We start from the raw sequence: 18,414 nt of genomic DNA on the forward strand, positions 1-18,414 counted from the left end.
CACCTACTACCTGCCCTAGTCGGACAAAAGGGGCGGAGCGTCCACGCTCGCACCCGCTCTGACCTGCACATCGAGATCCAGATCACACGCGCGAACCTCCCCCCGAGTACGGCCACAACTAGCAAAAGGGGTCTTTGCGGACAGCGTCGAAGCCTGTTTCTCTGGATGACGTCGCAGGGCGCCGACGGGCCTCACGGCCTCGGCCCCACGGCATGCAGCCACCCACCGCACCTCACGCGGTGCGGCCCACGCACCGCGTGACTCCGGCATGCAACGCGACGACAACGTCCCCGAAGGAAAAGGTTCTCCGTGTCCGTCTCCGTCATCCGTCGCATCGCTTCCCCGAAGAAGGCCCTCACCGGCATCGCCGTGGCCGCCGCCGCCGCGGGCATGGCGCTGTCCGCCGCCCCCGCCCACGCCGCGACGACGTCCTCCGCCTCCCAGGCCCAGGCGATCGCGCACAAGATGATCCCGAACGCGGCCCAGTACAAGGCCTTCTCCAACATCGTGAAGCACGAGAGCGGCTGGAACGTCAGCGCCACCAACTCCTCCTCCGGCGCCTACGGCCTCGTCCAGGCCCTGCCCGGCTCGAAGATGGCCTCGGCCGGCTCGGACTGGAAGAGCAACGCCAAGACCCAGATCAAGTGGGGTCTGGACTACATGAACTCCCGCTACGGCAGCCCCGTCGCCGCCTGGAACTTCTGGCAGGCGAACGGCTGGTACTGAGCCGAACCCCGGTGAACCACTGAGTTCCCCCCAAGAACGCGCGCTCAGCGCGCCGAGAGCGGCGGCCCCCGATCCCCGGGGCCGCCGCTTTCGGCGCTCCACGCCCTCTCCGCGGTGACTTCGGCATTCCCTCACCTCTTCGTGCTGCACTGAGCGGATGACCGGCACCCAGCACCCGACCGACCCACCGCGGGACCCGCGGGCGGGGGCCCCGCACGACGCACGCGGCCTGCGTCTGGTCCACGCCCTGCTCGCCCTGACCGCCATGAGCGGCCTGATCGACGCGGTGACCTATCTCGGGCTGGGCCATGTCTTCACCGCCAACATGACCGGCAACGTCGTCGTCCTCGGCTTCGCCGCCGCCGGGGCCCCGGGCTTCTCGGTCCCGCACACGGCGGCCTCGCTCGCCTGCTTCCTGCTGGGCGCCACGACCGGCGGCCGGATGACACGGCGCCTGACCCCGCGTTCCCGCCGCGGCCTGGCCCGCACGACGCTGGGCGCGGAGGCCCTCCTCCTGGGCGCGGCGTCGGCCGTGGCCGCCCTCACCCCGGACGACGCCCCGGTCACGGTCTACACGATCATCGCGCTGACCGCGTTCGCCATGGGACTGCGCAACGCGACGGTCCGCAAGCTGGGGGTCCGCGGCCTCACCACGACGACCGTCGTGACGATGACCCTGACCGGCCTGGCCGCCGACTCCCGCGCGGGCGACGGCACCCGCCCGCGCTCCCCGCGCCGCACGGGGTCCGTGGTCACGATGTTCGCGGGCGCGGTCCTCGGCGCGGTCCTGGTGCTCCACCACGACCTGGCGGTCCCACTGCTGCTGGCGGCGGCGACGTCGGCGGTCCTGGCGGGCACGATCTCCGGCGAGGACTGACCCCGACGCCGACCCACGACGCTCCCACCCGGGCCTGCGCGCCACTCCCTCACCTCACCCCGCGTCGACCCGCAGCTCCTTCACGCCGTTGATCCAGGCGGACCGCAGCCGGCGCGGATCCTCGACGAGGCGCAGATCCGGCATGGCGTCGGCGATGGCGTTGAAGATGAGGTTGATCTCCAGCACGGCGAGGGACTTGCCGAGGCAGAAGTGGGGTCCTCCCCCGCCGAACCCGAGGTGCGGATTGGGATCGCGAGTGACGTCGAAGTCGTCGGGCCGGTCGAACACCTCGGGATCACGGTTGGCGGAGGCGTAGAAGATCCCGACCCGGTCGCCCTTCCTGATCAGCTTGCCGCCGAGTTCGGTGTCCTGGGTGGCGGTGCGCTGGAAGGCGACGACGGGCGTGGCCCACCGCACGATCTCCTCGGCGGCCGTGGCGGGCCGCTCGCGCTTGTACAGCTCCCACTGCTCGGGGTGGGTGAGGAAGGCGTGCATGCCGTGCGTGGTGGCGTTGCGGGTCGTCTCGTTCCCGGCGACGGCGAGCATGAGCACGAAGAACCCGAACTCGTCGGAGTTGAGGTTGCCCTCGTTCTCGGCGGCCACGAGCGTGGAGACGATGTCCTGGGCGGGGCACTTCTTGCGCTCGGCGGCCATGTCCATGGCGTACGCGAGGATCTCGGCGGCGGACTGCTGGCCGACCTCGGCGGTGATGGCGTACTCGGGGTCGTCGTAGGCGATCATCTTGTTGGACCAGTCGAAGATCCTGGACCGGTCGTCCTGCGGCACGCCGATCAGTTCCGCGATGGCCTGGAGCGGCAGTTCCGAGGCGACGGACGTCACGAAGTCGAAGGAGCCGCCGCCCTGTTCGCGCGCTCGCGCGACGATGTCGGTGGCCCGCGCCCGCAGCCGCCCCTCGAGCCCCCGGATCGCCCTCGGCGTGAACCCGCGCTGAACGATCTGCCGGACGCGGGTGTGCTCGGGCGGGTCCATGTTCAGCAGGATGAAGCGCTGGGCGTCGATCGAGGCGCGCTCGATGTGCTCGTTGAAGCGGATGATCGCGGTGTTGAGGTAGGAGGAGTAGATCTCGGGGTGCGTGGACACGTATTTCACGTCGGCGTGCCGGGTCACGGCCCAGTACCCCGCGTCCTGGAATCCGGCGACGTTGCCCGACTGCGGGATCCAGCGGACCGGTTCGGCCTGTCGCAGCGCGGCGAACTCCGGCAGGGGCACGTGGTGTTGCAGCAGGTCGGGGTCGGTGAAGTCGAACCCGTCGGGAAGCGCTGGACAGGGCATCGGCGGCTCCAGCCGTCTGACGAGCCATCAGAAACAGAGTGCGGTGAAGGTAGTTCAGGACCCTCGAGGCTGCAAGACCCTTGCGGTGACGCACATCACGTAAGCAGACTGCACGGAGCAGAGAACTAGAACACGTACTAGTTCCGAAGGGATCCGCACCCATGGCCGCCGAACCCGTGATCGTGGAAGCAGTCCGCACCCCCATCGGCAAGCGCGGCGGCGCGCTCGCCAACCTGCACCCCGCCTACCTCCTGGGCGAGACCTACCGCGAGGTCCTTGGCCGCACCGGCATCCCCGCCGACGCGGTGGAACAGATCGTCGGCGGGACGGTGACCCACGCCGGCGAACAGTCCATGAACCCCGCGAGAACGGCCTGGCTCACCGTGGGCCTCCCCTACGAGACGGCGGCGACGACGGTCGACTGTCAGTGCGGCTCCTCGCAGCAGGCCTCGCACATGACGGCCAACATGATCGCGGCGGGCGTGATCGACGTCGGCATCTCGTGCGGCGTCGAGGCGATGTCGCGCGTCCCTCTCGGCTCCGGCTCGAAGCACGGCCCGGGAAAACCGTTCCCGGACGAGTGGAACGTGGACCTCCCCAACCAGTTCGAGGCGGCGGAACGCATCTCCCGCAGAAGGGGGTTGAGCCGCGAGGACGTGGACGGACTGGGCCTGATGTCTCAGGAACGGGCGGCGACGGCCTGGTCGGAGGAGCGCTTCAAGCGCGAGACGTTCGCGGTCCAGGTTCCCACCACGGAGGACGAGCAGGCCGCGGGCCAGGGCATGTGGCGCCTGGTCGACCGCGACGAGGGCCTGCGCGACACCTCCCTCGACGCCCTCGCGGGCCTCAAACCGGTGATGCCGACGGCGATCCACACCGCCGGCAACTCGTCGCAGATCAGCGACGGCGCGGCGGCGATCATGTGGGCGTCGAAACGGATGGCGAAGGCACTGAAACTGAAGCCGAGGGCGAGGATCGTGGCCCAGGCCCTCGTGGGAGCCGACCCCCACTTCCACCTCGACGGCCCCATCGACGCGACCAAAGCCGTCCTCGGAAAGGCGGGCATGACCCTCAAGGACATCGACCTCGTCGAGATCAACGAGGCGTTCGCGTCGGTGGTCCTGAGCTGGTCCCAGGTCTTCGAGGCCGACATGACCAAGGTCAACGTCAACGGCGGCGCCATCGCCCTCGGCCACCCGGTCGGCGCGACGGGCGCCCGCCTCATCACCACGGCCCTGCACGAACTGGAACGCACCGACAAGGAGTTCGCCCTGATCACCATGTGCGCGGGCGGCGCACTGGCGACGGGGACGATCATCCAGCGGCTGTAGTCCAGCGCACGAACTCCGAGAAGACGGCGGGCTCGACAGTGAGGACCGGGCCCGCCGGGGACTTGGAGTCACGGACGGCGATGGCGGCGGGCAAGGCAGCGACCTCGACGCACTCGCCGCCCTGATCACCGCTGTGGCTGGACTTACGCCACTGGATCCCCGCCAGAGTCACGTTGCTCCCCATAGCGCTCCTCCATCACTCGCCGGATCAGCTCCGCCGAATCCTTGAGGGAGAGAGCGGCAGCCCGAAGATGATCGTAACGGAGCGAACAGTCCTTGACCGCGTTCGGGTTTGCACTGGGGTCACCGCTGCCGTACCCCTCCGTATAGACAATGGCCGGATCCGCCGTGAAGCGGAAGAGCGTGAACGAGCCTTGCGTCCCGGGGTGCGCCCCGACGACGAACGGCAGCACCTGGACGTTGATCCGGGGGTTGCCTTCGAACGACAACAGGTGAGCGAGTTGCTGCCGCATGACGGCCGGTCCGCCGATCTCCTGCCGCAGCACGGCCTCGCTCAGGACCAGCCAGAAGACGGGCGGCTCCCCCTTCTCGAAGATGCGCTGACGGGCGAGCCGGACGGCGGTGCGGTCGTCGAGATCGTCCTTGTCGAAGACCCCGAGGATGGCCCGCGCGTACGCAGGAGTCTGAAGCAGGCCGTGCACCAGGTGGGTTTGGAAGGTGCAGATCTCGGTGGCTCGCGCTTCCAGCTCGGCGACTTCCCTGAACCAGGCCGGAAGTTGACTTCGAAGCACGAGTACGACGAGCCGCGAGAACAGCCCACCGGTCCCGAGGGCGGCGTCCACCCGTTCGCTGAACTCGGGGGTGGGCACCTTGCGGGCGGTCTCGACCTGCCCAACCAGCGAGCCGGTGTAATTCAGGATGTCCCCGAGTTGCCGCTGCGTGAGCCCGGCGGCCTCCCGCAACCGCCGCAGCTCGAACCCGTAGTAGTCGAGCGGCGAGGCTCCGGGGTCAAGGACGTTCACATGGGTCACGCAGGGCACCTCTCTCACGCGGCCACTCGTTGCATTCAACCTGTAGCCCACAGTAGTTGCGCGAGGCCACCCTCGTAGCGTGAACGGATACTTCCCCTCGATCTACGCGTCCCCGGTCCCCACGCAGTACCGGATGACCCTGACGGTCGACGCCCACTCCGCCCGCCACATCCGCAGGATCGCCCGCAGGTTCCTGACGGACTGGGCGCTGGAGGAGCTGACGGACACGGTGGAACTGGCGCTGACGGAACTGATCGCCAACGTGGTCCGCCACGTCCCGGACCGCCGCTGCACACTGCTGCTCCTGAAGCAGGGACCGGGAGTACGGACAGAGGTGACGGACGCCTACGGCCAACTGCTGCCCGCTCGGCAGGTATTGCAGCAGGCGGACGCAGAAGGCGGCAGAGGCCTGCTCCTCCTGAACGCCCTGGTCGACACATGGGGCGTGACCCCGACCCCGGAGGGCGGCAAAACGGTGTGGTTCGAGCACGCCACGCCGCAGGCGCAGGACAGCAACCCCTGAGGAATGCGGGCAAGTTCCTCGCCGATCTCCCTGACTTGCCCATCGCGGCTTTCGCCCAGCTCGAGCGATCAGCCGATGAAGAGCCGGCCAGGCTTCGATGCAGCCCACTATGTCGGACAGAAGCCGGTAGTCCGCGGCGTAACCATCAGCGCAGCGGGCGATTTGACACTCGCCGGACGTTCGTGCTCGTACGCTGGAGTCTTCTGGTGTTGCCGTCATTACCGCCATCAGCGATCCACACGCAGGGGTGATTCCAGGAATTTGAATGCTTGTCAAGCGGCGTCGTCGTGCGGAGTGAAGCTGATGGTCAGGTCGGCGCCGAGAGCCTGAGGCAAGGCGGCGCAGGAGAGGAAGCGCGGGCACGGTCCCGCCACCTTCAAAGCGGAGGATCCACGGCTGCTTCATCCCGCACCGCTCGGCGAGTTCGGCCTGGGACAGCCCGAGCTCGACGCGCCGGTCGTGAACGAGTTACCCAAGCTCACGGGCGAGCACGAAAGGCGGGTCCTGCATTTCCTCCCCGCCACAGGCTGCTGGGGCGACGATGGTGACGGTGGGCTCGTCTCCGCCAGCGAGATGTACGTCCACCGTGAGGTCCACTGCGCGGGCCAGGCGCATGATGACCGCGATGGGCGGCAGCTCGGTGACCGTCTCGATGCCTTCGATGTCATCGACGTCGACATGCATGCGCTCGGTTGGGTCGGCCACGCTCAGGCCCAGCTACTTACGCCGGTCGTAAACAGCCATGTCCAACGTCAGGGCCAGGCCGGTTCAGAAGTGGCGCTCGGCGGCGGCTTCATGCTCTGACTCGCACAATCGCTGTTGGGCGTGGGCGCGGTCCACCTGCTCACACATCTTCGTCTTGCTGGAAGCGCGGTGAGGGTGCCGATCAGGCGGAGGACGGTCGGGTCAGAGGCGACCGGACCCAGGACCGCTGCTCAGCCTTCAACCGCCTCCATTTCCTCTGTCGCATTGAAGAACTCTCCAAGCAGATCAAAGAGTACCGCAACCATCTTTTCGTCCTGCTCGGCCGTGAAGTATCTAATGTCTGGCAGTGAGCCATCCGGATAGACCTCACAAAGCACGAGCAAAGGCCAGAAGAGCTCTGGCCTCCCTTTCTTTCGAGGCAGCAGCCAAGTGTGAAATTCCTTCAGGAAGTAGTGACCCGACCCCACCTCGTACCCCGAAAGGAACGCACAGGTTCCTTCATAAGTTCGCCGCATGACGTAAATGCCGTGATGCTTCCTCAGCTCGGGAAAGAATTCACGCAGCGGTTCACTCATGATCAGAACCCGAAATCAATATCATCCCCGTAGTCGAAACGTTCCTTGAATTTGTCAATTTCGATCCCCTTTGGTGCCCATTGGTCGTACACTTTCCCGTCTCTTACCACCACAGTGTGATGGAACCAGCTCTCACCGAGTTCCGGAGTACCCGGCCCCTTAGGCCGATATGGCCCCATAGGGAGATCTTTGCCGCCCGGACCGTGGAATGTGAAAATTTTTCCGCCATTTGCGGCGGCATGCTCGGCTGCCCACCCATCACAGCCCGCATTGTGAACCAGAACCGGCGTGTCGCCCGCCAGGACATAGTACGTGTGCAGGTCTTCTACCGTCAGGTTGTACGTGCGGGCATGCTTGCTGAAGGGACGGTTGGCCTGGATACTGACCGCTTCACCCTTGTCAGTGAGCAAGGTCATGCCGGGAGCCAGGTTGCGCGCCTCGACCCAACGTTTCGCGGACGGCGACCAGAAGGGATGCTCGTAAGTTGCCGTCACCTGCGCGACACCGTTTTCGGTGGCGACTACGAGTTCGTTGAAGTGCTTGTCGTCCTCGGTGACGATGAGGCGGGTTACTTTTCTCGCTCCGGATTGGCCGGTTTCAGGGTCGGTGGCCCATACTTCGTCGCCGATTCCGACATCTTCGATGTCCTTTTTCTCACCGTCCGCCATCAGGACGTCGGTGCCGGCAAGGAAACACTGACTGCAGGGGCGCTTGATCGCACTCTTTGAACCACCGCGCGCTGCGGGGCCCAGCGCGAGGCCCTCAGAGAACCCGACGGATGAGTCGGACCCCACGTAAAATCCGGCGTCAAGATTCCCCTGATGGTAGACGGCCAGGTAGTATCTCAACCTATCGCAGTCGACATCTTGACATGCCTGAAGCATTGCACCGGTCTGCACGAGCCAACGCGCTTCATTATCACGAGGATCGTGCCACTGGATTTCGAAGTCGTAGTAGCGATGGAATGCCTTGATAAATGCAGGATCGTCGGGAATTGGAATGTCGCCGCCGTCGGGTCCCACATATGCAAGGTCGCTTACTGAAAGAGATTTGTTCGTGGAAGATTCACTCGTAGTCTTACCGGTGGTCTTCTTTTTCTTGGCCTTTACCGTCTCGTCGATGGTGCCGCCGTTGGCCGTGCAGTTCAGGTAGTAGGCACAGTTGTCGAGCTTCAGGCCGGACGGGTCGGTGATGGTGATGGGGTTGTTGTTGGCGTAGGTATAGCCATGGAGTTGCTGAGGGTCGGTCAGGTCCATGATCGGGTCGACGCTGAGGAAGCGGCCGATCGAGGGGTCGTATTCGCGGGCTCCGAGGTGGGTCAGGCCTGTGTCTGTGTCCTTGGTGCCGCCTACGAAGCCCTTGTCACCCGACCAGGGTCCGAGCTGGGCGCCGCGCGGGTTGCCGAAGATGCCCGTCTTTCTGCGGGTGATCGCCTGGGCCGCGTCCGCCGTGACCTGGGTCGTGGTCGTGCCGTGGTGGTCGGCGAGCAGGAAGGTGAGCTTGCCGCCGGTGCGCATGGCGACCGTCTGGGCGCCGGTGCTGTAGTAGCGGGTGCCCGTGGCCTTGCCGGCCTTGTCGATGGTGAGCTCGTTGCCCCCGGGGAGGTAGAGCGTCGTGCCGGTCGAGTCGGTGCGGGTCAGGCGCTGTCCGTCGGCGTCGTAGGTGTAGCTGGTGGACTTTCCGCCGTCGGTGACCGACTTGAGGTGGCCTTCGTCGTCCCAGACCAGGTCCTGGCCGACAGTTGTCGTGCCGCCCTGCTTGAAGGTGCGGGTCTTCGTGCTGCCCGCCTCGTACGTGTAGGTCTCCGTGTGCGGGTCGGTGCCCGTCTGGGTGACACCGGGCAGGTTGTGCGTGCCGGCGGCGGGCTCGGTGTAGGTGCGGATCGTGTCCGCCGTCGGGCCCGCGGCCGTCTTGTGCTGGGTTTCGGTCTTGCGGTTGCCGAGCGCGTCGTAGGTGTAGGTCGTCCAGTACGGGTCCTGGCCTCCGACCACGGTGTCGGCGGGAGCGTCGGCGCACGCGCTGCCCGTGTTCGTCCACGCCTCCGTGATACGGGCGAGCCCGTCCAGGGTGAAGCACTGGGTGTCGGTCGTGCGTGCCGCGTCCTGGCCGTAGTTGGTGTTGATCCGGGTGATGTTGCCGGCCGGGTCGTAGGTGTAGTGCGAGTCCTCGATCCGCTGGGGAGCTGTGTCCCGGTCGGTGTAGGCGTCTGTCAGCGCACCGGTGTGGTCGTCGAAGACGCTGGTGGTGACCATGTGCCGGCCGAACGCGCCGTACTCGAGGCGGGTGTTGCGACCGTAGTGGTCGTAGACGGTCTCCGAGATCAGAGGGCCGCTTACTTCGGCGCTGAATTGGGTCAACAGGCCGGCGGTGTCGTAGTCGGTGGTGACGAATTCGAACGGCAGGTCGGAGATCTCGGGTTGCTCGGTGCCCTTGAGCAGCCCGGTGTTGTCGTCGTAGAAGTTGAACCACTCGTAGCTTGCCGCGGGTACGCCCAGGCCCTCCGGCACGGTGACCTTGGTGCCGACAGGCTGGTAGTAGGCGTTGTACTCGGTGATCTCGCTGACGTAGGCCTTGTCGCCGATGTAGCGGGTGGTCTTGGCGGGCTGGCCCTTGGCGATCTCGTCGTAGGTCCAGGACGACAGCGTCGTCGTGCCCTTCTTCACAGCCGTTTTGCGGCCGAGGGCGTCGTAGTCGGTGTGGAGGGTGATGTTGCGGGCGTCGGTGACGTCGCTGACCCGGTCGGCCTTGTCGTAGACCGTGTGGGACTCGCCCGTGTCCGGGTCGTCGACGACGGTCTTGCGGCCTCGGACGTCGTAGGTGTACTGCCATTTCGCCCCGGAGGCGTCGGTGACCTGTTCGAGCTGACCGTGGCTGTCGTACCGGTAGGCGACGGACTGCGACGACGTGCGTGCCGCGTCCGTGTACTGCTTGAGTTCCACCGTGCGGCCGAGCGCGTCCACCACCGTGGTGGTCGCGGTGCCGCCCTTGGGCGGGATCACCGTGGTGGTGTCGCCCGTGTAGCTGGTGGTGGTGCGCTTGGTCTCGTCGCCGAACTTCTTCGCGATGACGGCGGTGGGCCGGCCCGCGCCGTCGAAGACGGTCTCGGTGGACGACGGGTACTTCGTGTCCTCGCCGGTCACGAGGACCGGTTCGGGGGTGCCCGTCGTGAAGTAGGCGCCCGACGAACGCCACGCCTCGCCACGCGTGTTGTAGAACGACTCGGACACCAGGCGGCCGGCCCGGTCCGGGGACGTCTCCTGCGTCTGGCGCTCCCGGAGAAGGCCGTCGTAGAAGGCGTAGCTGGTCTGGTACTTGGAGTTGTGGTCGAGGCGCTTGCTGGTGACGACCGCGGGGCCGTCGGCACGGACCAGGTAGGCGTAGGAGTAGTTCGGGGCGTTGGGGAGGGACGCCGCCGAGCGGGTCGGCAGCCACACCTTGCTCACGCGGCCGAGGCCGTCGTACGCCGTGGTCGTGACATTGCCGTTGGCGTCCTTCGCCTCCGTCGGCTGCCCTCGCAACGGGTCGAGCTTGGTCGTCGCGGTGTGGCCGAGGGGGTTGGTCACCGTCGTCGCGGTGGGGTTCTCGCCGGTGGCGGGCGCGTAGGAGGTGGTCGTGATCTCGCCGTACGCGTCGGCGGCCGCCAGGGCCCGGCCGTACTGGTCGTAGCAGAGCTGGTTCTTGGCCGTTCCGCAGACGCTGGGAACGGAGCCGACCGTGTCGTAGCCGGTGCCCTTCCCGTTGATGCGGTCGGTCTTGGTCACCAGGCCCTTGGTCGGCGCCACGCCGAAGGCCGCGTTGTCGTAGTAGGTGCGTACGTCGTCGATGACGTCCGCGGGACGCTCGGCCGTGACGCTGCACAGACGGGCCACGGTCTCGGTACGGGAGACGGCGCTGAGGATCCAGGCGCTGGTGTTGCGGGCGTAGGTCGTGGTGGTGCACTTCTCGTCGCCGACCACGGTGTCGCTGGTGGTTTTGGCGATGTCGCCGTGTTCGGCGACCTGCGTGACCATGCCGTACGCGTCGAAGGCCCGTGTGGTCTTCGTGGTACGGGTGCCGCCGGTGACCGTGCTGCGGGTCTCCTCGGCCGCGACGCCTGTGTGATAGGCGGTGAGGGCGGGGAGGTCCGCTTCCGTGCGGGATCGCGTCGCGGTCGCGGCGGAGCGCCAGGGCGTGTAGGAGGTCGCCGAGACGAGCGCGCCGCCGTCGCCGTTGTAGGTCGCGTTCTCGCGGACCATCCCGGCGAACTGCTCGCGGTCGGTGACGGCCGCTCCCGCCGAGTCCTTCACGTCGGCGCCGTCGATGCCCCGGAAGTACCGGGTCTCCGCCAGGGTGCGGGCGTCCAGCCCTGCTCCCTTGCGGGTCTGGACCCGCTCGTACCCGCGGGAGACCGAGTAGGTACGGTCCTTGGTCTTGGCGAACTCGTCCGTGCTCTTGGCCCACTTGGCGCCGCCGAGATACGCGTACTCGGTCACGACGTCGGGGGACTCGACGAGGTTGTCGCCCTCGACGACTCGCTTGACCGGGTAGATGACGAACCAGTCCTGCTTGGCCGTCTCGCCCTCGAAGGGCCACTTGACCGGGTAGCAGCGAGTGGTGTTCGTCCCGTCAGCCGGGGGCAGCGTGGTGGCGGTGCAGTCGGGGTCGTAGTAGTCGACGCCGATGGTGCCCCCGGTCTCGGTCTTGACCTGCGACATCCGCAGCCGGACGAACGGCGCCAGGCCGTCACCCAGTTTGTCGACGCGGTTGGGCTTCTGCACGCCTGTGAAGGTGACGGCGGGCAGGATTTCGGCAGTCCCCGTCTTGCCGGTGTGCTGAATGGACTTCAGCCACATCGGGGTGGATATGCCGTCGCCGGAAGGGGGGAAGTCCTGTGCCAGGGTCCAGGTGTCGACGTCCTTGTACACACCGCCGGTGAGGATCCTGGTCGTGATGGTGGAGAGGCGCTTCTGCGACCAGAACGTCGGCGAGTACTGGTCCTTGCACTCGGTGGAGCCGTCCTTGCAGTACTGGTCGTAGGGGACGTCCGGCCAGTGCGAGGCGTTGGTCTGGTCGAAGGTGCAGCCGCTCAGGCAGCGCGACGACACGCCGAACTGGACCTGGCCCGCGGCCTTGCCCGTGTAGACGGCGTCGTCGCGCAGACCGTAGTCGATGTGGTCCAGCCAGCCGCCGCGCACGTACGGGGTGACCGTGGCCTTGCCGGTCGTCGTCGAGACGTTGCGTCCGTAGTTGTTGGACTCCTTGGACCAGTAGTAGGCCATCGCGTTGCCGCGCGGGTCGACGACGTAGTCCAGCTGCCAGCGCCAGGCCTGCTGGCACCAGGCCGACGCGAAGGAGGAGTTGTAGCAGGGCTCGCCGGAGTGGTTGCCGAAGACCGGCGCGGTCCAAGTCGAGTTGGTCACCGGGTCGTCGGCGGCCGTGCCGTGGTCGCTCCAGCCCGGAAGCCGGTTGCGGCCGAAGAAGTACTGCGTTCCGTCAGCCGAGGTGACCTTCCAGTACTCGCCCTTGCCGTCGACCCCGGTCGTGCCGTCGTCACCGTTGACGGCGCCGGTGAGCTTCTCCACCTTTTCGGCCGAGTCGTCGGCCGGGTGCCACCCCTCGGTCTTGTCGAAGACCAGGTCGACGCTCTTGCCGCCCAGGGACATGACGGCGTTGTCGTTGTACCAGCACTGGTCGCCGACCTTGGTGGTGTTGGTCGCGCCGGCCTTGTCCTTGTCGTCCTCGCAGGACTTGTAGCGGCGCTCGATGTATCCGGGCTGCCAGTCCCAGCCGTCGCCGATCCAGGAGGGCTGGTTGTTGGAGGCCGAGGTGCGGCCGTCCACTGCCTGCGAGCTGTAGCCGAGGGAGACCGCGGGCTTCAGACCGCCGGGCACCGCCGGTGCGTCGATCGGGTACGACCAGGAGAATCCGCCGGTCGCGCCGCCCGCCGTCCACGAGCCGGAGGGTTGCAGGGAGGTCGCCTTGTAGTCGCCGGCGGCCCCCGAGGCCGCGGCGGTGGCCGCCAGCACGGTAGCGGTCCTGGACGTCCCGGAGGCCGTGGACAGGGGGGCGCTCGCGGTGAGCGTTCCGGCCTTCGTGTCGTTGGTCGTGGCCAGGGGCCTCGCGATGCGGCATGCCGACTCGTCCGGCGTGGTCAGCGCACAGGCAGGCAGTTGAACCAACCGCAGGCGGGCCGCCCAGTCACCGCCGTACGCACCCTTGAACGAGTTGTAGTCCACCTGGACCGAGGCGCTGCCCGGCGCCGCACTGTTTCCGTCCGCCGCTGCGAGCGAGAACAGGAGACCCTCGACGCCGGCCTTGCGGGTCGTCTTCTGGTCGGCGAGACGGACGGTCGCCGTGGTGGGAGCCGGCGCGGCCGTGTTCGTCGGGACCTTCGTGGACGTCTTGGCTGAGGCCGGTGGCCGGGCCGGGGATGCCGCGAGAGCCAGCGGCAGCGAACCAGCCTTCCGCAGGGACGCCTTGGTCTCCGACGGGACGAGCTTCACGGTCGCCGTGCCCGCGGTCGGCCAGGTGACCTTCGGCGCCTTCCACGGACGCGCGGCGTCGGAGCGCTTGTCGGTGCTGCCCACGGCCGCCGTCTTCACGGCCACCGTCGGTGGCTGCTTCGGCCGGGGAGTGCCGGCCCCCTTGGCCGAGGGAGCCGCGGCCAGACTGTTCGCGGGAAGCAACCCGACTATGAGGGCAGCGCAGATCACGCTGCCCCATCTACGCGCGCCGTACCGGCTCACGCCCCACCCCTCGTGACGGTGATCGAATCTTCAGGACAACAGCAGTGGTCAGCCGCCGGAGCACCGCTGGGCGGGGCGATCGGCGGTGGCGCCGGGAGCGGTGAAGGACTGCCGCTCCCGGCTTCGGGCCCCGCTCAGGGGGTGTTGCGAGTGATGAGAGACGTGTGCAGGAAGTCCCAGGCGCCGACCCAACTGGCCACGCCGGTCATCGTGCTGTCGGCCCGGCCCAGGTAGGTGAGCATCTTCACCGTGCCGTCGCCCATGTCGTGCACCGCGCCCAGGTCGTCTCGTCCGTCACCGTTGTAGTCGCCGGACGTGATCAGCATCTTCTGGAAGTTCAGCTTGCCGGCGTCCGCGCTGGTGGCGATCTTCGGGGAAGCGAACGTTCCGATTCCCGACGAGAGGCTGACGAAGGTGTGGACCCTGTCGCTGGTATCCGGATAGTCGTACCAGGTCGCGACGTCGTCCAGCCCGTCACCGTTGAAGTCGCCGGCGTAGAAGCCGGTGCGGTTCCAGTCGCCCCAGTTGGTCACGGCGAGGGACTGCACCGGTGCCTTGAACCCGCCTTCCGGCTGTCCCTGGAACTGCCAGAACGTCACGGCGTCGTCAGGAGCGTCGGCGAGTGCGGCGATGTCGTCCCGCCCGTCGCCGTTGAAGTCGCCGGTCGTCAGCTTCACGATGGTGCGGTTCCACGTGCCGCTCCAACTGGCGAAGAGCGCATTGAACCCGCCCTGCACGTTCGCGGTGAAGGTGTACAGGGTGTCGCTGCCGTCGGGAGAGGCGTACCAGGCGGCGATGTCGTCGCGGCCGTCGCCGTTGAAGTCGCCCACCTGGAGGGTGGCGTTGGCGAATCCCCATTTCCCGGGGTTGGCTCCCCAGGAGACGACCGGCGAGCGGAAGGTGCCGTCGGCCTGTCCGAGCAGCGTCCACAACTTGGTGGAACGGTCCGGGTAGTAGTACATGGCCGCGACATCGGTGCGTCCGTCGCCGTTGAAGTCGCCCGACACCTTCTTCACACTGCTCGCGGTCCAGCCGCTGAACGTGAAGGCGTCGCGCGGTGCCTTGATGGAACCGTCGGACGTACCGGAGAGGGTGTGGATCTTGTCGCTGCCGTCGGCGTACTCACGCCAGGTGAGCATGTCGCCGTAGCCGTCTCCGTCCACGTCGCCCCGCACGGAGCTGTTGCTCGTCCACTGCGACTGGCCCTTGCCGTTGTAGACGACGAGACTGCCGCGGTCCTGAAGGAGCGCGTACCCCTCGCCGGTGGCCCCGCTCGCGGCGGCGGGGCGCCACAGCACGGTGCTGCCGTCAGCCGAGTAGACCGCGACATAGCCGTTGGCGAGGACGCGTGCGGTGGCGCCGTTGTTGCCGGCGGTGCCGCTGGACCAGAGGACCTTGTTGGCCTTCGACGTGATGACCAGGTTGCCGTCCGCCTGCATGGTGAGCTTGGCGGAGTTCGAGGAGAGGGACTGGCCGCTCGCGAGGGTGGTGCCGGCGGTGATGCGCTGACCTCCGCCGGCTCCGTCGATGAGGAAGCCCGTGCCGACGCCGGTGTAGTCGCCGCCGGTCTTGCGTCCGGCCCAGCCGATCAGGGCGTTGTCCTTCTTGCGGGCCCAGAGGTCGGGGATGCCGTCGCTGCCCAGGTCTCCGGAGGAACCGATGACCGGGTAGAGGCTCTGGGGCAGGATGCCGGAGGCGATCTTGACACGGCTGCTCGCGTTGCCCCATGTCGCGGCGTCCAGGATGCCGTTGGGGTCGCTCTTGCCGTAGGAACGGTAGAGATCGCCGGAGGCGTTCTCCCGCAGAAGCAGGTCGGGGATGCCGTCGCCGTTGAGGTCCCCGGGGACGACGACGGTGTACTTGTCCCAGTCGGCCGCACCGGCGAGGACCGGGTGAGGGCGAACCATGTCGAGCAGGACGTTCGAGCGCATGCCGTAGTAGACCCACAGGTACTTGCCCTGCTTGACGAGCAGGTCGGGGTTCCCGTCACCGTTGAGGTCACCGCTGGTGGCGATCTGCTCCGCGTTGGACCAGTGATCGTCCCCGGTCCAGTTCGCGTCCCCCTTGCACCTGCCGCTCGTGGTCGCGACGGGGCACTTCACGTTCAATGTGAGCGGCGACTCGGCGTCGATCACTCCGGTCCCGTTGTTCGCATAGACACGAAGTTCCCTCTTGGTGCCGCTCGCTCCGCTCTCCAGCGAGACCAGGTCGTTGTACCCGTCCTGCTTCCAGTCGCCGCTGAACGTCACCTGCTGCGTGGGGAAGGCCCCGCCGCCGTTCGTCGCCGAGGAGAACTGCCCGTTGCCCTGTCCCGCGTAGGTGAGCAGCGTGCCGTTGGAGTCCGTGTTCCAGATGTCCGTGAAGCCGTCGCCGTTGAGGTCCCCGGGCTCGTCCCTCACCTGTGCGCGCGTGGCGTAGTAGAGGTAGGTGGCCGTGTCGGAACGGTTGCCCGCGGCGTCGACGCTGTAGGCGTAGATCATGTGGGGGCCGTAGGACGGCGGTGTCACCCCGAAGACGGCCGTGCTCGCAGTGGTGTCGTGCACCTCGGGGTCGCTGTCCGTCCACCAGTGGTACGAGGCGACGTCCGTGACACCGTTGGGGGCCAGGAGGAACGTGCCCTCGGACCGCGCGGGACCGGTCTGCGCAGGCCAGCCCTGGTCACCGTCGGGGAAGGCGTCGCCCTGGGACGTGATGACCGGCGGCTTGCTCGGGCGGGTGCGGTCGAGGGTGAACTTGCAGGTGGGGCTCCAGTCCGAGTACGCCCCGTCCGGGTCCTTGGCGCGCACCTTCCAGGTGTACGCGCCCGTGGGCGTACTCGCGGCGGGCAGGACCAGCGTGGCCACCCTCCCCTTCAGCGCGGGCACCGAGGTGTCGACGACCGCAGCCGAGGCGCCGGTTCTGAAGACCTGGAACTGGGCGGTGAGATTGCCGCCGTCGGGATCGTCGATCTTCGCGTGGACGCTGACGGCGGTGTTGCCCACGGTCCCGCCCGCGGAGCAGCTGGTGCGCGGGTTGGTGCCCAGACCGGTGGGAGTCTTCGGCGGATTGTTGTATTTGATCTCGAGAGTGGCGGTCTTCGGGTCGAACCGCTTCCAGCCGAAGGTGTCCGCCTCGTTGCTCGCGTAGAGGCCGAGCGTCACGCTGGCTTCGCGCTTGCCGGCCGCTCTGCTCACCGCGTCGGTCGCGTCGAACTCGAGGTTGCCTGCGGCGCAGTCCCTGCTCCACCCCTTCGAGTCGTTCACCGTGGACAGCGCGGAGCCGATCTTGCCGGGCTGGTTCTTCCAGGTGGTCTTCTTCGAGATGTCGCCGACCTCGTACAGCTGGACCGGTCGGGCCTGGCACGACCACGACCAGGTGTTGCGCACCCGGAAGGTGGCGCTCTTGATGTGGGCGCCGACGACGTCACCGGTGTCGAGCTGGAAGAAGGAGCGTGAGATCCGGTTCTGTCCTCCGGTCTCCGCCTCGTATCCGACGCGTACGTCGCCCTTGGCGTCCCAGTAGGAGTTGTCCGGGTAGGCCTGGTAGACGCGGGTCCAGTGCTGCCATTCACCCCAGGCCCAGCTGGGGTCGATGTAGACGGGGTAGGTCGTGTCCGCGCCGGTCAGCAGCTTCTGGTCCGGGGTGATGGTGAGAGCGTCGCCGCTGACCTCGGCCTGCATCTGCGCTTCCTGCGCGCCGGCGCCGGGTTCGAAGACGTTCCCGGCCGAAGGATCGTCGGCGGGCCCGGCGACCGTCCTGCCGGCGGTGGCGGCCGCCTTGGTCTGCGACGCGGGGGCGGCGGGCGGCCGCGAGTCCCACATCGAGGGCGCGGGGCTCGTGAAGACGGTCTGTCCCGCGGGATCCGTGGCCGCGAGCATGCCGGTGTCGGCGTCCTCGGCCACGTCCAGGCCGACCGTGCTCATCGAGAACTTCAGCGCTGCCAGTTCCGGGTTGCCGGCGGCCTCCGCGGTCTTGACGACGAGGAGTTGGGAGAAACCTTCCACCTCCGCCTTCAGCTGGAGGTCGACGCCCGGCAGCACTTCGGCGTACGTGGCCACGTTGGCGTCGAGGGTCGGCTTGGGCAGTGACTTGGGCCAGGCGAGCGAGAGGGTGCGCCCGTCCTTGACTCCCGTCAGCATCGGGCCCGTGCCGCCACCGGAGAACTTGACCGACACCGACGTCGCCTTCGGCTGTACGGATCCGTCGGTGGCGAAGGCGAGGGTCGGGTCGGCGGCGACCCACACGCCGCCGCGCCACAGTCGCACCACCGTGCCGTGCCGCTTCACCGAGAACGATCCGTCCGGCAGCGCCCAGGTGTCGCTCGCCTCCGTGCGCGCGGAGATCAGTTCGACGGGCTGGTTGGAGGCCCGGGCGTCCTGGAGTGCCTTGTCCTCCTCGCTCATCGACCCGTCGGCAACAGGGTCGGCCAGGGACGGAGCCGTCACGGCCGAGGGTGTGGACGTGGCCCCGGAAGAGGCCGCCGCGGTCTGCTGTGCGGGTAGCGCCACCGTGCCGAGCAGCACGGCAAGGGTGACGGCGCTCGTGCTCCCCGCCATGGACCCGTGGCGACTGCCTCGCCTCCCTCGTGTGCCGCGTCCCGGACGTCTGAACACGGCCGACGCACCCCGCACGAACCCCACAGAACCCCACAGAACCCCGCCCCCAGAGTCACATGATCTTCAAAAAAG

Annotated in this window: 11 protein-coding genes; 5 read left to right on the forward strand and 6 right to left on the reverse strand. The window is 67.6% G+C overall.

Annotation, left to right across the window (positions count from 1 at the left end; genetic code table 11):
- Positions 1-309 precede the first annotated feature (309 nt).
- Positions 310-726 (forward strand): transglycosylase SLT domain-containing protein, encoded by a 417-nt coding sequence (locus OG802_RS10420; protein WP_329409352.1) that lies wholly within the window; start codon positions 310-312, stop codon positions 724-726.
- Between the two features lie 157 nt (positions 727-883).
- Positions 884-1,603: a YoaK family protein gene (locus tag OG802_RS10425; protein WP_329409354.1), complete on the forward strand. Its 720-nt coding sequence runs from the start codon at positions 884-886 to the stop codon at positions 1,601-1,603.
- A gap of 54 nt (positions 1,604-1,657) precedes the next feature.
- On the opposite strand, the gene OG802_RS10430 is transcribed toward OG802_RS10425, so the two are convergent.
- Positions 1,658-2,896 (reverse strand): cytochrome P450, encoded by a 1,239-nt coding sequence (locus OG802_RS10430; protein WP_329409356.1) that lies wholly within the window; start codon positions 2,894-2,896, stop codon positions 1,658-1,660.
- Positions 2,897-3,057: 161 nt separating this feature from the next.
- Between OG802_RS10430 and OG802_RS10435 the strand changes: the two genes are divergently transcribed.
- Positions 3,058-4,227: a steroid 3-ketoacyl-CoA thiolase gene (locus tag OG802_RS10435; protein ID WP_329409358.1), complete on the forward strand. Its 1,170-nt coding sequence runs from the start codon at positions 3,058-3,060 to the stop codon at positions 4,225-4,227.
- Here the strand turns inward: OG802_RS10435 and OG802_RS10440 are convergent.
- Both OG802_RS10440 and OG802_RS10445 read right to left on the reverse strand, forming a co-directional pair.
- A complete protein-coding gene (locus tag OG802_RS10440) occupies positions 4,211-4,411 on the reverse strand; it encodes a DUF397 domain-containing protein (RefSeq protein ID WP_329409360.1) in 201 nt (66 codons plus the stop codon). The two genes, OG802_RS10435 and OG802_RS10440, sit on opposite strands and share 17 nt — an antisense overlap.
- A complete protein-coding gene (locus OG802_RS10445; RefSeq protein ID WP_329409361.1) occupies positions 4,371-5,219 on the reverse strand; it encodes a helix-turn-helix domain-containing protein in 849 nt (282 codons plus the stop codon). The genes OG802_RS10440 and OG802_RS10445 overlap by 41 nt, the downstream gene beginning before the upstream one ends.
- A 79-nt stretch (positions 5,220-5,298) precedes the next feature.
- On the opposite strand from OG802_RS10445, the gene OG802_RS10450 reads away from it, so the two are divergent.
- Entirely contained in the window at positions 5,299-5,742 is a 444-nt protein-coding gene (locus tag OG802_RS10450; RefSeq protein ID WP_329409363.1) for an ATP-binding protein, read from the forward strand.
- 459 nt (positions 5,743-6,201) lie between these two features.
- Complete coding sequence (locus OG802_RS10460; RefSeq protein WP_329417645.1) at positions 6,202-6,546, forward strand: hypothetical protein; 345 nt, start codon at positions 6,202-6,204, stop codon at positions 6,544-6,546.
- 131 nt (positions 6,547-6,677) lie between these two features.
- On the opposite strand, the gene OG802_RS10465 is transcribed toward OG802_RS10460, so the two are convergent.
- The 3 genes from OG802_RS10465 to OG802_RS10475 all read right to left on the reverse strand — a co-directional run bounded on the left by OG802_RS10465 (position 6,678) and on the right by OG802_RS10475 (position 18,282).
- Entirely contained in the window at positions 6,678-7,022 is a 345-nt protein-coding gene (locus tag OG802_RS10465) for a hypothetical protein (RefSeq protein ID WP_329409365.1), read from the reverse strand.
- A gap of 2 nt (positions 7,023-7,024) precedes the next feature.
- Positions 7,025-13,609 (reverse strand): polymorphic toxin-type HINT domain-containing protein, encoded by a 6,585-nt coding sequence (locus OG802_RS10470; protein WP_329409367.1) that lies wholly within the window; start codon positions 13,607-13,609, stop codon positions 7,025-7,027.
- 272 nt (positions 13,610-13,881) lie between these two features.
- Positions 13,882-18,282, reverse strand: coding sequence for an FG-GAP-like repeat-containing protein (locus OG802_RS10475; protein ID WP_329409369.1), 4,401 nt, complete (start codon positions 18,280-18,282; stop codon positions 13,882-13,884).
- Positions 18,283-18,414 lie beyond the last annotated feature (132 nt).

It is taken from the genome of Streptomyces sp. NBC_00704 (assembly GCF_036226605.1).
GTDB lineage: Bacteria > Actinomycetota > Actinomycetes > Streptomycetales > Streptomycetaceae > Streptomyces.

What these genes read in the sequence shown, in the direction of transcription:
- OG802_RS10425 (WP_329409354.1), top strand. Translation starts at nt 884, where the DNA reads ATGACCGGCACCCAGCACCCGACCGACCCACCGCGGGACCCGCGGGCG.
- OG802_RS10430 (WP_329409356.1), bottom strand. Translation starts at nt 2,896, where the DNA reads ATGCCCTGTCCAGCGCTTCCCGACGGGTTCGACTTCACCGACCCCGAC.
- OG802_RS10435 (WP_329409358.1), top strand. Translation starts at nt 3,058, where the DNA reads ATGGCCGCCGAACCCGTGATCGTGGAAGCAGTCCGCACCCCCATCGGC.
- OG802_RS10440 (WP_329409360.1), bottom strand. Translation starts at nt 4,411, where the DNA reads ATGGGGAGCAACGTGACTCTGGCGGGGATCCAGTGGCGTAAGTCCAGC.
- OG802_RS10465 (WP_329409365.1), bottom strand. Translation starts at nt 7,022, where the DNA reads ATGAGTGAACCGCTGCGTGAATTCTTTCCCGAGCTGAGGAAGCATCAC.
- OG802_RS10475 (WP_329409369.1), bottom strand. Translation starts at nt 18,282, where the DNA reads ATGGCGGGGAGCACGAGCGCCGTCACCCTTGCCGTGCTGCTCGGCACG.